Below are 13,578 nucleotides of genomic sequence, written 5' to 3'. Positions count from 1 at the left end.
CCCGTTGATCCGCCCAGTATTTGAACCCGAAAGCCTGCCGATCGAATCGACGGGCGCGAACCTTCCGCAGGTCGCCGCGGAGCGCCTGACCGCCGCCGGCTTGCGCACACGCTTCGAGCAGCGCCTGCCGTGGGACCCCGAACCGCAGGAAGCGCGTCTCGCCGAGATGCGCGATCCGCGCGAGGCTGCCGTGCTCATGCCCATCGCGATGCGCCCGGGGGGCTTGACCGTGCTGCTCACGCAGCGCGCCGACAACCTCAGCAATCACGCGGGCCAGGTGAGCTTTCCCGGCGGCAGCCGCGAACCTTCCGACCCTACGCCCATCGCCGCCGCGCTGCGCGAGGCACAAGAGGAGGTGAACCTCGACCCCGCGCGTGTCGAGGTGCTCGGTGCGTTGCCCGACTACCTCACCGGCACCGGCTTCAAGGTCACGCCCGTCGTCGGCCTCGTGCACGAGCCATTCAGTCTCGCGGCGGACTCGCTCGAAGTGGCGAGCATCTTCGAGGTGCCGCTCAGCTTTCTCATGAACCCGGCGCATCACCAGGTGCGCGTGCTCCGCTGGGAAGGCGGCGAGCGGCGCTTTTACGCGATGCCGTATCCGGACCGGAATTCACCGGACCGCAATGTGCCCGAACCCGTCGCCGCTTCCGGCGTCGGGTCCTCGCACTTCATCTGGGGGGCGACGGCAGGCATGCTGCGCAACTTCTACCGCTTCCTGCTTGCGTAACACGTCTGGCGGCGCATGCAAGCGCCACTACGCACTGTTGCGAGTTTGCCGCCCGAATTGCCGGCGAGGGTCAGGCACATCTGGCCCTGTGATATCGTTGCAACACTTTCATCAAACCCCTTTCGCAACCCGATCTGCACGGCGCGTCGCATGACCTTCTTTTCCGTATTGCTGGCTCTCGTCATCGAACAGGTGCGGGCGCTTTCGCCCAATAATCCGGTCATGGCGCTCGTGCGCCTCAATGCGGAATGGGCCGCTCACGGCTTCGACGCCGGCAAGCAGAAGCATGGCCTCATCGCGTGGCTCGTGGTCGTGCTGCCGTGGACGCTCGCCACGGCGCTCGTCTACTACGTCCTGTACCACGTCAGCTTTGTGCTGGCGTTCCTGTGGAACGTGGTGGTCGTGTACTTCACGCTCGGCTTTCGCCAGTTCAGCCACTATTTCACCGACATCCATCTCGCGCTGAACAACGACGACGTGCCGCGCGCGCGTGAAATCCTCCACGAATGGACCGGCATCGACGCGGTGGACATGCCCGTGAGCGAGATCGTGCGCCACACGCTCATTCACGCGGTGATCGCCTCGCATCGGCACGTGTTCGGCGTGTTCTTCTGGTTTCTCGTGCCGATCGGGCCCGCCGGCGCGGTGCTGTACCGCATCGCCGAATACCTCGCGCGCGAGTGGGCACGCCCGGCGGAGGATCGCACCGAGGCGTTCTCGAACTTCGCGCAGCATGTGTTTTTCGTGATCGATTGGGTGCCGGCGCGGCTCACGTCGCTCGGCTTTGCCATCGTCGGCAACTTCGAGGATGCGATCTACGCCTGGCGCAACCACACGAACCAGTGGCCCGACACCAACGAAGGCGTGCTGCTCGCCACCGGCAGCGGCGCGCTGGGCGCGCGCCTGTCGGGCCCGCTGGCCGAGCAGTCCAGCGTCGATGCGCTCGCGCAACCGGGCGAGGGCGGCCCGTACACGGTGGGCGACGACTGCACGCCGCGCACGCTGCAATCGGCCGTGGGCCTCGTCTGGCGCGCCGTGATCCTGTGGATGATCCTGCTGCTCATGCTGACGATCGCCGTCTGGCTTTGAGCGCTGGCGCGCCAAGAGCCGTAAACATGCAAATGGGCCGCTTTCAAGCGGCCCATTTGCGTTTGGGTCGGCACCCGGCGTCACTCGTCGCGCACGTCGCGATCCCGACCGCAATTCCAGCACACGGTGAACTGCGCTTCGAGCACCTCGCCACAGCGCGCGCAGCGCCACGTGGGCGCGCCCGGCGGCGGCCCGCTCACGGCCTCGTCGAGCAAACGCCGGGCGAGCTTTTCGTCGCGCTCGTCCACGAGCCACAGTTCGGGCGCGCACTGGTCCGCCGGAATCTCGCCCATTGCGCCGCTCAGGTAGCGGTTGTGCAGCTCGCAGGGCACGCCCGCCGTCGCGAGGATGTTCATCCAGTGCTGGGCGATCAGCAGATTCGGCGCGCGCACGAGCTTGAGCATAGGGCGTTGGGGCAGGCGGCGCGTCAGCGCACGACCTGGCTGATCTCGTGCATGAGCTGCGCGTAGAGCGCCTGGCGCTCGGGCGCGATGCGGCCGTCGTCGACGGCTTCCAGAATCGCGCAGCCCGGCTCGTGCAGGTGATGGCAATTGTAGAAGCGGCAGTGCGCGAGCAGCGGCCGGAACTCGGGGAACGCGCGCTCCAGCTTGCCCTCGGTGAGGTGATAGAGGCCGAACTCCTGGAAGCCCGGCGAGTCGATCAGCGCGCCGCCCTCGGGGAGCGTGTAGAGCCGCGTGAACGTCGTGGTGTGGCGGCCGCTGTTGAGCGCGGTCGAGATCTCGCGCGTGGCCGCTTCGGCGTCCGGAATCAACAGGTTCACGAGCGTCGACTTGCCCATGCCCGACTGGCCGAGCAGGATCGTCTGATGGCCGTGCAGATGCTCGGCCAGCGCCGCGCGTGCCTCCTCGGGCCGGCCCTTCACCGAAAGCTCGAGCACCGTATAGCCCAGCGCGCGATAGCGCTCGAGCCGCCGGCGCGCGAGTGGCAGCGCAGCCTCTACGTCGATCTTGTTGAGCACGATGAGCGGCTTGAGGCCGTTGGCCTCGGCGGCCACGAGCGCGCGCCCGAGCAGGTCCTCGCTGAAGTGCGGTTCCGTGGCGAGCACGATCAGCAACTGGTCGAGGTTCGCCGCGAAGAGCTTCGACTTGAACTGGTCGGAGCGGTAGAGCAGGTTGCGCCGCTCGCCGATCGCGACGATCACGCCCTGATCGGCGGACGTCGGCTGATACTCGACGCGGTCGCCCACCGCGACCTCGCTCTTCTTGCCGCGGGGGAAGCATTGCAGGTGCGCGCCGCCGCCGTCGGGCGCGACGAGATAGTGGCGCCCGTGGGCGGCGATCACCACGCCGTGCAGCGTGGCGCCCGCAGCTTTTGCATTGCCGGCGGCCTTCGTTGCGCGCCGGCTCATGCGTGCGCGAGCAGTCGGTCGATCCGCTGCGAAGCCGGCGGATGCGAGTAGTAGAACGCGGTATAGAGCGGGTCGGGCGTGAGCGTCGACGCGTTGTCTTCGTAGAGCTTCACGAGCGCGTTGACGAGATGCTGCGCGTCCGTTTGCGTGGCGGCGAAGGCGTCGGCCTCGAACTCGTGCTTGCGCGAGGAGAGGCTGCCAAGCGGCGTGACGAAGAACAGGAACACGGGCACGGCGAGGAAGAACAGCACGAGCGCGAGCCCTTCGTTACCGCCGAGCAGCGACGGACGCACGCCGAGCCCCTCGTAGAACCAGACGCGCTGCGAGAGCCAGCCGAGCAGGGCGAGCAGCGCGAGGCTGATCGCGAACGTGACCACCATGCGCTTGATGACGTGACGGCGCTTGAAGTGGCCCAGCTCGTGCGCGAGCACGGCCTCGATCTCGCTGCCGGACAGGCGCGCGAGCAGCGTATCGAAGAACACGATGCGCTTGGACGCGCCAAAGCCCGTGAAATAGGCGTTGCCGTGTGCGGAGCGGCGGCTGCCGTCCATCACGAACAGGCCCTTGGCCGCAAAGCCGCAGCGCTGCATGAGCGCCTCGATGCGCGAGCGCAGCGCTTCGTCGCGCAGCGGCTCGAACTTGTTGAAGAGCGGCGCGATGAAGGTGGGATAGAGCACCAGCACGAGCATCTGGAAGGCGACCCAAACGGCCCACGTCCAGAGCCACCAGAGGCTGCCCGCCTGCTTCATGAGCCAGAGCACGACGAAGAGAAGCGGAATGCCGAACGCGGCGCCGATCAGGAGCCCCTTGATGCGGTCCATGACGAAAATGCGCTTCGTCATGCGATTGAAGCCGAAGCGCTCTTCGACCACGAACTGGCGGTAGTAGTCGAGCGGCAGTTCGACCAGACCGGAAATGGCGAGCACGGCTCCGATCAGCGCGATCTGGCCCACATAGTCGCGCCCGATCGCATCCGAGATGCCGAGATCGAGCGCCTGCACGCCGCCGAGCAGCGTGAGCGCGATCAGCACCACGGCGCCGAGCACGATCTCGATCATGCCGAGGCGCGTGCGCGCGACCGTGTAGTCGGCGGCTCGCTGATGCGCGGCGAGCGGGATGGTGGCGGTGAACTGGGCGGGCACCGCGCCGCGGTGTGCGGCCACGAAGCGGATCTGCCGCGACGCGAGCCAGAGCCTGGTCGCGACCATGGCGAGCACGGCCACGACGAACAGCGCGCTGAAGGACAGCGCAGGGGAGGGGGACAGATTAGGCATCCAGGAAGTCCGTGGTATCTATGCGACAATTATATGTTCTCGCCGGCCGGGCATCGCATCCTGTCGATGCCGCGCACGCGCCGCGCCTCCAACGCTCTCCAGGTTGCCTTTCATGACTGACATTACCGCTGCCGGCGCGCCGCTCATCGAGCGCACCGACATGAACCTGATCTGGCTCGATATGGAAATGACGGGCCTCGATCCCGACAACGACCGCATCATCGAGATCGCCGTGGTGGTGACGAACTCGACGCTCGACAAGCTCGTGGAAGGCCCCGTGCTGGCCATCCATCAGCCGGAGCCGGTGCTCGACCGCATGGACGAATGGAACCGCAACACGCACGGCCGCTCGGGCCTGACCGAGCGCGTGCGCGCCTCGACCGTCACGGAAGAAACTGCGGCCGAGCAGATCATGGCGTTCCTTTCGCAATACGTGCCGCCGGGCAAGTCGCCGATGTGCGGCAACTCGATCTGCCAGGACCGCCGCTTCATGGCGCGCTGGATGCCCACGCTCGAGCGCTTTTTCCACTACCGCAACCTCGACGTGAGCACGCTCAAGGAACTGTGCCGACGCTGGCAGCCGACCCTCTACAAGGGTTTCCAGAAGCGCGCGATGCACACGGCGCTCGCCGACATCCACGAGTCGATCGACGAACTCAAATACTACCGCGAGCACTTCCTCGTTCCGGCGCCGGGCATCGTGCCCGACGTGGCGGCAGGCGAGGCCGGTCCGGCGCTCTGAGCGCCGGCGGGACACGCGGCAGCGGCACTGCCGCTGCCGCGCGATCAATGAAGACGTTCGAGTGTCAGGCGCGCGGCGCCCGCTGCGCGCTTTTGGGCCGGAACGCCGGCACGACGTCCGGATCGGTTTCGATATACGGGCCGCCGATCAGGTCGATGCAGTACGGCACCGCAGCGAAAATGCCCGGCACCTTCACGGCGCCCTGATCGTCGCGCAAGCCTTCCAGCGTTTCCCTGATCGACTTCGGCTGCCCCGGCAGGTTGATGATGAGCGCCGCGTGGTCGCCGTTCTCGCGGATCACGGCGACCTGGCGGGACAGAATCGCCGTCGGCACGAAGTTCAGGCTGATCTGGCGCATCTGCTCGCCAAAGCCCGGCATTTCCTTCGTCGCCACCGCGAGCGTCGCCTCGGGTGTCACGTCGCGGCGCGCGGGGCCGGTGCCGCCCGTCGTCAACACGAGGTCGCAGCGCAGGCCGTCCACGAGCGCCGTGAGCGTCGCGGAGATCGTCGCCGCATCGTCGTGGATCAGGCGCGTTTCGGCGCGCCACGGCGTTTTCAGCGCATTGCCGAGCCACTCCATCAGCGAGGGAATGCCTTTGTCCTCGTAGACGCCGCTCGTCGCGCGATCGCTGACCGACACAAGGCCGATCACCAGTTCGTCACGCATTGGGCCGGATTCGCTGCGCTCAGGCTTCGTCATCTTCGCGGTCCTCGTCGGCACGCCCGTCTTCGTGGTCTTCGCTTTCGTCGGCGCCCTGGGCGCTCGCGTCCTTGATCCACTGGAACAGCTCGCGGAAGGACCTGGGCGGCTTGCTCTGCTCCTGCTCGCGGCGCGCGTTGCGGATCAGCGTGCGGCCTTCCTGCGGGTCGGCAGCGGGATGCTGGCGGATGAATTCGGTGAGCGCGGCGTCGTCCGCGAGCAGCTTGTCGCGCGTGCGCTCGATCCAGTGCAGGCGCGCCGTCGCGGCCTTGTTCACCCCGCGGTGCTCGTCGAGCTTCGTGCGCAGCGCGGCGACTTCGGCTTCGGTCAGGCCGCGCATCATGCGGCCCACGTACTGGAGCTGGCGGCGGCGGCCTTCGTGGTCGGTGATACGGCGGCACTCGTGGACGGCGTCCGCGAGGTCTTCGGTCATCGGCATGCGCTTGAGCGCGTCTCTCGGCAGTTCCACGAGGGCCTGGCCGAGTTCCTGGAGCGCTTCCATGTCGCGCTTGAGCTGCGATTTGCTCGGGCGATCGTAGCCGTTGTCGTCCTGGTCGGCGACGGCGTCGTTCATCGGTTGAATGCGGGTTTTGCGTTTCATGGGGCGTATTGTAGCGTGCGCGCGCGTGCGGCTCGGGCTGGAAGGCGGCGGACGGCGGCGCCGGCGGCCCGATGCCGGGTGGTCGTTGGTGCGGCAGCGGGTGCGGAGCCCAGGCGACGAAAGTGCCTGCGATGCGTGTTCACATACCTTGCTATGATCGCGGGATGCGCTTCGCGGACGCAGCGCGTTCCGAAGCACCCGAAGCGCACCTGAAGCGCACCCGAAGCGACACAGCGAAACACGACATCAGCGGGCCGCACCGGCCCAGAACCGGACCGTAACGACAATGGCAGCAGACATCGAAGCCCGGCAACGCTTTTTCCCGCACACCCAGGACGAGCTGAAGGAGATCGCCTCAGACATCCTGCGGCACGCCAACGCGCTCGGCGCGAGCGACGCCGCGACCGAGATCTCCGAAGGCGACGGCTTGTCCGTCTCGGTGCGGCGTGGCGAGGTCGAGACCATTGAGCACAACCGCGACAAGATGGTCGGCGTGACCGTCTATATCGGCAACAAGCGCGGCAACGCAAGCACCTCGGATTTTTCGCCGCAGGCGCTCAAGGACACGGTGGCGGCCGCGTACAACATCGCGCGCTTCACCGCCGACGACGACTGCGCGGGCCTCGCCGAGCGCGATCTGCTCGAAACCGCGCCGCGCGACCTCGACCTCTATCACCCGTGGAATCTGTCCGCCGACGAAGCCGTGGATATCGCGCGCCGCGCCGAAGACGCGGCCTTCGCCGTCGACCCGCGCGTGAAGAACTCCGAAGGCGCGAGCGTGTCGGCACAGCATTCGCAGTTCGTGCTCGCGACCTCGGGCGGCTTCATGCACGGCTACCCCTACTCGCGCCACTACATCTCGTGCGCGCCCATCGCAGGCGTTGGCCGCAACATGCAGCGCGACGACTGGTACACCTCGCGGCGCAGCGCGGCCGAACTGGCCTCCCCCGAAGCCGTGGGGCGCTATGCGGCCGAGCGTGCGCTTTCGCGCCTGAACGCGCGCAGCCTCGACACGCGCAAGGTGCCGGTGCTGTTCGAGGCGCCGCTCGCCGCGGGCCTGCTGGGGGCATTCGTGCAGGCCGTGAGCGGCGGCGCGCTGTACCGCAAGACGTCGTTCCTCGTCGACAGCCTGGGCAAGCCGGTGTTCGCGCCGCACATCCAGATCGTCGAGGATCCGCATGTGCCGCGCGCGGCCGGCAGCGCGCCGTTCGACGAAGAGGGCGTGCGCACGCAGCGCCGCGAGGTCGTGAAGGACGGCATCGTGCAGGGCTATTTCCTTTCGTCGTATTCGGCGCGCAAGCTCGGCATGCAAACCACGGGCAACGCCGGCGGCTCGCACAACCTGCAGCTCCAGAGCTCGCTCACGAAGCCCGAAGACGATTTCGAGGCGATGCTGAAGAAGCTCGGCACGGGCCTGTTGCTGACCGAGCTGATGGGGCAGGGCGTGAACTTCGTGACGGGCGACTATTCGCGCGGCGCGTCGGGCTTCTGGGTGGAGAACGGCAAGATCCAGTACCCGGTGGAGGAAATCACGGTGGCTTCCACGCTGCAGGAGATGTTTCACCACATCGTCGCCGTGGGCGCGGATACGCTCGCGCGCGGCACGCGTCAGACCGGCTCGGTGCTGATCGAGAGGATGACGGTGGCGGGGCAGTAAGCGCCTTTTCGATCAATCCCGCCGCACGTAGCGCACGAACGCGAAATCGAAGTCGTTCGGCGCATTCGCATGCAGCGTCTCGCGCGACGTTTCCTGCCACACGTCGGGGTCGGGCGCGGGGAAGGTGGCGTCGCCCTCGAAGTCCGCGGAGATTTCCGTCACCACGAGTTCGTGTGCGAGCCCGAGTCCCTCGCCGTAGAGCTGCGCGCCGCCGATCAGGAACGCCGTGGGCGCCTGATCCTGCGCCGCGAGCGCAAGCGCCTCGCCGAGGCTCGTGGCGGTGTCGCAGCCGGGAAAGCGCTTGCCCGCGTCGCGCGTCACGACGATGTTGCGGCGGCCCGGCAAGGCGCGGCCGATCGACTCGTGCGTTTTGCGGCCCATGATGATGGGCGCGCCCATGGTGGTGCGCTTGAAGAACGCGAGGTCTTCGGGGAGCCGCCAGGGCAGCGCGTTGTCGCGGCCGATCACGCCGTTGCGGGCGCGGGCGACGATGAGGGTGAGCGTCGTCATCGAAAGGGTAGAGGTGCGAGGTTGCAAGCGGTTCGCAGCGATTCTACCTGAGCGCGCCGGGCGCCCAGGCGCGCTTGCTCCACGCGGGCCGGGTGTTTCAGTCGTGCAGGTCGGGCGGCAATTCCGCCTGGTTCTCCGCTTCGCCGCCGAAGAACGTTTTTTCGTCTCGCAGGCCGTGCGTGCCCATCAGCCGGTAAAGCGTCACGCGCGAGATGCCGAGATCGGCAGCGGCTTCCGTGAGCCGGTGCCGGTGCCGCAGCAGCGCCGCCTCGATGGCTCGCCGCTCCGCGGCCTCGCGCGCCTGCGCGAGCGTGACCGTCTGCTGCGCCGTGAAGTGCGCGAGATCGAGATCCTCCGCCGAGATCAGCTTGCTTTCGGCCATCACGATCGCGCGGCGCACGCGGTTGATGAGCTCGCGCACGTTGCCCGGCCAGTTGTAGTTGTACAGGGCCTCGATGGCGTCGGGCGTGAAGCCGCGGATGCGGCGCGCGCTGTCCTGCTTGAACTTGTGCAGCACGTGGTGCGCGAGAATTTCGATGTCCTTGCCGCGCGCGCGCAGCGGCGGCTCGTCCACGCGCAGCACGCACAGGCGGTGAAAGAGGTCGGCGCGAAAGCGTCCGTCGCGCATCGCCGCCTCGAGATCGACGTGCGTGGCCGAGATGATGCGCACGTCCACGGGAATCTGCTCGTGGCCGCCCAGGCGTTCGATCTTGCCTTCCTGCAAAAAGCGCAGCAGGCTTGCCTGGCTTTCCATCGGCAGGTCGCCGATTTCGTCGAGAAAGAGCGTGCCGCCGTTGGCCGATTCGACGCGCCCGATCTTGCGCTGGTTCGCGCCCGTGAACGCGCCGCGCTCGTAGCCGAACAGTTCGGATTGCAGAAGATGATGCGGGATCGCGCCACAGTTGATCGGCACGAACGTCGCCTTGCGCCGCGCGGAGCGCTCGTGGATCGCGAGCGCCGTGAGTTCCTTGCCGGTGCCCGATTCGCCCGAGATGAACACGGTGGCGTCGGTGTTGGCCACCTTGCGGATCGTGCGAAAGAGCTGCTGCATCGCTTCGCAGGTGCCGACCATCTCGTCTTCGTCGGGGCTCCCGGCGGCGGCCGGCGTGTCGAGATCGCACAGCGACACCATGCCGAACGCGTGGCCGACGAGGTAATCGAGCGTCGCATGCGCGACCGGCACATGGACGTAGTCGAAACAGTAGTGGCGGATCAGGCGCCGCACCTCGGCGTCGGTGAGGCGCGAATCGTCGGTGAGCGCGATCCATCCCACCTGCTGCAGCCGCAGGATCGTCTCGAGGCCCGCGAACTCGCGCGGCGCGAAACCCGTGAGATCGACGATGCCGGCATAGGCCGCCTCCGGCTTCACGAGGCGCGAGGCCTCGTGCACCGTGCGCGCGACCGCGATTTCCCAGCCGCGGCTCTTGAGGTAAGCGCACAGCAGCGGGTCGGGCGCGCGCGCGACGTACAGCAAGGTGCGCTCGATAGCCGCCTCGGGCTTCGCATCGCGCGCGCGGCCGGCGTCGGGGACATCCCCGGCAAGCGGTTGCCCGCCCACGGCGAAACGCTGCCCGGCTCCGGCGAGCGGTGTCACAGTGGCGCCCAGATGGGAGGATTCGCGCACGATCGGCCTCATGTCATCAGAAGGTGTAGGGGAAACGCACGCCGACGACGAAGTTCGGTGCATCGGGCGTGAGCCCGACGGAAACCGCGCCGTTGATCGTCAGGTGCTTGTTGACCACGTGATTCAGGCCGAAGTTGAGCACCGAGGCCGTCGTCTCGCTGCCCGGCACGCCAGTCCAGCTGCCGCCTGGCGCCCTGGTCTTCGACTGCGGCTCGATGGCCATGGTGTACGAGATGCTCGCCGAGTCCTTGTCCGAGAAGGCGAGCGCGACGCCGCCGCCGAACTGGATGATGTCGCCGAGCTTCACTTCGGCCGGCTCGGTCTGCCCGATGACCGAGGAGATGTCGGAGAACGAGCGCGAGATGTTGTACGTGTACGAGAAGCTGCCGAACAGCACCACGGGGTCGTAGGTCTTCAGCACCGAGATGCCGGCCGTCACGTTCCAGAAGCCCGTGCCGGTGGGCAGCTTGCTGGGGGCGACGAGATTGGTATTGTCGGGCGTGATCTGCTGAACCTTGATGCCGAACGGCGAGGTGCCGGTCGCCGTCTTCACGCGCAGGCTGCCGACCACGTCCGGAATGTTGCTGGTTTCCTTCAGGAACTGGTAGTAGATCCCGAAGTTCACGTCGCCGATGGCGTTCGAATTGACCGACGCATCCGTGAGCGTGCTGGCCGAGCCGCCCGCGCCGCCGACGATGAAGGTGCTGTGCCGGTAGACGTAAGGCACGTCCACATCGATGCTCATGCGGTCGGTGAGGCCGTAGCGCGTATCGAGGTCGGCCGTGATCGTGTGCGACTTGGTCTGCCCCAGATTGATGTTGCCGAGGAAGATCGCGTCGAGTGCAAGAAAGCCCGAAAGCTGCAGCTGGCGGCGATCGTAGTAACTGTCGCTGATGCCCCAGTCCAGCGTCAGCCTGTGGTCGAAGAGCGGCGCGTGCTCGCGCTGCACGACCGCTTCTTCGGCTTGCGTGCGGGACGGCTCGGCGCTCTTTTGCGTCTCGCCCACAGTCGGGCTGCCGTTGCTGGGGTTCACGCCCGGGTTGATACCCACGGGCGCGCCCTGCTGCGGCCCGCTCGCGGCCGAGGTGCCGGTCGCGCCGTTGGTCACGCCCGCGTCGGGCGAGGGCGGATTCACCGGCACGCCCGTGGCCGTGCCGGTGAGCGCTCCGGGCGCCGTCGCACCCGGCAGCGCCTGGGCGAGCGGCGGCAGCGGCACAGGCAGACCGTCTGCGCCCGGCTGTTCCGCGACCGCCGCGTCGGAAGCGGCGCCGGGCGCGCCCGCACCCGGCATGCCGCGGCCGCGTTGCGCCATTTCGAGGTTCGTCACCTGGCGCTCGAGTGACTGGATTTGCCGCTGCTGCTCGTCGACCACGCGCATGAGCGTATTCAGGCGCTCTTCGATCGACTGGCTTTGTAGCGCCTGCGCGTGGGCGGACTGCGAGAGCGCGAATAACAAAACCGCTGCTGGAATGGCGGCCGGCGACACGTGGGGCGCGGCCGCCCTGGACATCATCTTCATTGTTCTTCCCCCGGGATCGAATGCGGGCGCCAACCGGAACCCCCAGGTCCCATGCCCGCGCACGTCGATGCTCCTCCTTCAAAGTCCTGCTTCTCGCGCGGGTCCTCGCCCGCGTGGCGGTCTCCCTGGTGGTACGTCCCGGTTAATGGAGATTGCGCAGCGCCTGTAATACGCCGGTTTGCCGGATCATTCGCGACGTCATCTGCTGCGTCTGCAGACTCAGTTGCAGCTGGTTGGCAACCTGCTGGTTATTGCCCGCAACCTGGAGCAGCTGGGCGATCGCGCCTGCCTGCTGCGCGTTGCCCGGCACGATGTTCTGCGTGGCGATGCCCGCCGGCGTCTGCAGCGTCACGTTGACGCCGTGACTGCCGAACGAGATGCCCGCTCTTATGCTGCCGGTCGCGTTCGATGCCGACGCGCCCGGCTGGTTGGCGGCGCCTGGCAGATTGGCGAGCTGCGGCGCGTTGTTGTCATAGGAGAGGGTTGCGGCATTGGCGCCCGTATTGCCGTTGCCGGCCACCTGGGTGATCTGCGAGACGCCGTTGACCGAGACGCTCTGGCCGCCGGTGGCCGTCGCGTTCGGGTTGGCGCCGCTATTTGCGCCCGTGGTCCCGCCCTGCGTCGGGTCGATCACGTTTGCATACGTCTTCACCTGCGCACTCACCTGGTTGGCCGCGTTCTGGGCGACCGCGAGCGCGCCTTGCGCGACTGCGGTCGCGCCGTTTGGCAATTGCCATTGAGAAAGCAGGTTCAGAACGAACCCGGAAATCATGTCGCTGCCGGCATATTTGCCGGTCTGATGCGCGAGCACGTCGTCGCCGACGGCTTCGCAGCGGATGCCTTGCGCCTGCGCGTCGGCGTTCGAGAGAAACGCCGGCATCGGTTGCGGCAGGCCGATGCCTTCAGCCGCTAGCGCACCGCTCGAAAAAGCGCAGGCGAGCGCGGAGACGGCTGCCGCGATGCCACACTGTGAGAGGTTGCGTTTCATGATTCTTGGGACTTCAGAACATGACGGCCTTATCGAGGCCGTATTCGAAGAAGGGAGTCGCCGCGGTGCCGTTGAGCAAGGCTTGTTCGCGCAGCTTGAGCGCGAGCGACTCGTTGTTCTGCAACAGCGGAGAGTCCTCCAGGAACGGTTTGCCGAGCACCGCGAAGACGAGGCCGTTCCACGTCCTCGCGAAGTCGTCTTCGGCGACGATACGGTTGCCGAGCGCGGGGTCCGCAATGAAGATGCGGCCGTTCTCGGCGTGCTTGACGATCACGAAGTGCTCATAGCCATCGATGTTCATGAGCACCAGCACGGGAATCTGCAGGTGGTAGAGCGCGTCGGTGTTGACGCGAAAACCGCGGCCGCGCAAGCCGATCGTCTCGACGAACTTCTTCATGTCGAGCATGGAGAAGCCGTTCTTGACGACCACCTCGGGCGTGGAGAACACCATCATCTGGCGAATCAGCTCAGGTTCGGGGATGTCGATGCCGTAGCCGTACTTGAGCAGTGTGGCGAGTGCGGCGGCGCCGCAGCTGTAGTCGTACTGCTGGCTGACGATGCTGCGATAGCGCAGGTCCCGCATCGAGTGGACCGGAAGCTTCACCGGCACGCCGATGAGGTGGGTCGCGTCGAGCGTCGACTGCTGCGCATGCGCAGGCACAAGGGCCGCGCTGGCCGAGAGCGTCAGCGCGACGACAAACATCCTTGAGGCCGGGGTCGATACGGGCCCGGACATGGTGGTCTCCTGCCTTCTGGTATGCGCGCCGGCTGCGGTGGG

The 13,578-nt window shown here is 67.2% G+C and carries 14 protein-coding genes; 4 read left to right on the top strand and 10 right to left on the bottom strand.

Features of this window, described 5'->3' with window-relative positions:
* Positions 1–4: 4 nt before the first annotated feature.
* Positions 5–727, top strand: coding sequence for a CoA pyrophosphatase (locus C7411_RS19855; protein WP_110387432.1), 723 nt, complete (start codon positions 5–7; stop codon positions 725–727).
* Between the two features lie 150 nt (positions 728–877).
* Complete coding sequence (locus C7411_RS19850; protein ID WP_110387431.1) at positions 878–1,816, top strand: CobD/CbiB family protein; 939 nt, start codon at positions 878–880, stop codon at positions 1,814–1,816.
* A gap of 80 nt (positions 1,817–1,896) precedes the next feature.
* Here the strand turns inward: C7411_RS19850 and C7411_RS19845 are convergent, their stop codons facing one another.
* Genes C7411_RS19845 through C7411_RS19835 form a run of 3 tightly spaced genes read right to left on the bottom strand, consistent with a single transcriptional unit; the run spans position 1,897 to position 4,459 of the window.
* On the bottom strand, positions 1,897–2,220 hold the full coding sequence (locus C7411_RS19845; RefSeq protein WP_110387430.1) for a putative signal transducing protein: 324 nt from the start codon (positions 2,218–2,220) through the stop codon (positions 1,897–1,899).
* A gap of 23 nt (positions 2,221–2,243) precedes the next feature.
* On the bottom strand, positions 2,244–3,185 hold the full coding sequence (rsgA, locus tag C7411_RS19840; RefSeq protein ID WP_110387429.1) for a ribosome small subunit-dependent GTPase A: 942 nt from the start codon (positions 3,183–3,185) through the stop codon (positions 2,244–2,246).
* Complete coding sequence (locus tag C7411_RS19835) at positions 3,182–4,459, bottom strand: M48 family metallopeptidase (protein ID WP_110387428.1); 1,278 nt, start codon at positions 4,457–4,459, stop codon at positions 3,182–3,184. Before C7411_RS19835 ends, rsgA begins: the two co-directional genes overlap by 4 nt.
* A 112-nt stretch (positions 4,460–4,571) precedes the next feature.
* Here C7411_RS19835 and orn point away from each other — a divergent pair, with 112 nt between their 5' ends.
* Entirely contained in the window at positions 4,572–5,201 is a 630-nt protein-coding gene (gene orn, locus C7411_RS19830) for an oligoribonuclease (RefSeq protein ID WP_110387427.1), read from the top strand.
* Between the two features lie 64 nt (positions 5,202–5,265).
* Here orn and mog read toward each other — a convergent pair whose 3' ends face one another.
* Positions 5,266–5,901: a molybdopterin adenylyltransferase gene (gene mog / locus C7411_RS19825; protein WP_110387426.1), complete on the bottom strand. Its 636-nt coding sequence runs from the start codon at positions 5,899–5,901 to the stop codon at positions 5,266–5,268.
* Positions 5,888–6,502, bottom strand: a complete 615-nt coding sequence (gene yjgA / locus C7411_RS19820; RefSeq protein WP_221206927.1) for a ribosome biogenesis factor YjgA — start codon at positions 6,500–6,502, stop codon at positions 5,888–5,890. Before yjgA ends, mog begins: the two co-directional genes overlap by 14 nt.
* A 286-nt stretch (positions 6,503–6,788) precedes the next feature.
* Here yjgA and pmbA point away from each other — a divergent pair, with 286 nt between their 5' ends.
* A complete protein-coding gene (pmbA, locus tag C7411_RS19815; RefSeq protein ID WP_110387425.1) occupies positions 6,789–8,159 on the top strand; it encodes a metalloprotease PmbA in 1,371 nt (456 codons plus the stop codon).
* Between the two features lie 12 nt (positions 8,160–8,171).
* Here pmbA and C7411_RS19810 read toward each other — a convergent pair whose 3' ends face one another.
* From C7411_RS19810 to C7411_RS19790, 5 genes are all read right to left on the bottom strand, one after another.
* Positions 8,172–8,669 carry a dihydrofolate reductase gene (locus tag C7411_RS19810; protein WP_110387424.1) on the bottom strand — a complete coding sequence of 166 codons (498 nt, stop codon included), beginning with the start codon at positions 8,667–8,669 and terminating at the stop codon, positions 8,172–8,174.
* Between the two features lie 97 nt (positions 8,670–8,766).
* Positions 8,767–10,293: a sigma-54-dependent transcriptional regulator gene (locus C7411_RS19805; protein WP_243413246.1), complete on the bottom strand. Its 1,527-nt coding sequence runs from the start codon at positions 10,291–10,293 to the stop codon at positions 8,767–8,769.
* Between the two features lie 16 nt (positions 10,294–10,309).
* A complete protein-coding gene (locus tag C7411_RS19800) occupies positions 10,310–11,803 on the bottom strand; it encodes a hypothetical protein (RefSeq protein ID WP_373682691.1) in 1,494 nt (497 codons plus the stop codon).
* 151 nt (positions 11,804–11,954) lie between these two features.
* Positions 11,955–12,800 (bottom strand): peptidase C39, encoded by an 846-nt coding sequence (locus C7411_RS19795; protein ID WP_110387421.1) that lies wholly within the window; start codon positions 12,798–12,800, stop codon positions 11,955–11,957.
* A 13-nt stretch (positions 12,801–12,813) separates the two neighbouring features.
* Positions 12,814–13,536 (bottom strand): C39 family peptidase, encoded by a 723-nt coding sequence (locus C7411_RS19790; RefSeq protein WP_181431389.1) that lies wholly within the window; start codon positions 13,534–13,536, stop codon positions 12,814–12,816.
* Positions 13,537–13,578 lie beyond the last annotated feature (42 nt).

Source organism: Paraburkholderia silvatlantica (assembly GCF_003096715.1).
GTDB lineage: Bacteria > Pseudomonadota > Gammaproteobacteria > Burkholderiales > Burkholderiaceae > Paraburkholderia > Paraburkholderia silvatlantica.
This window is presented reverse-complemented; position numbering and strand designations above follow the sequence as displayed.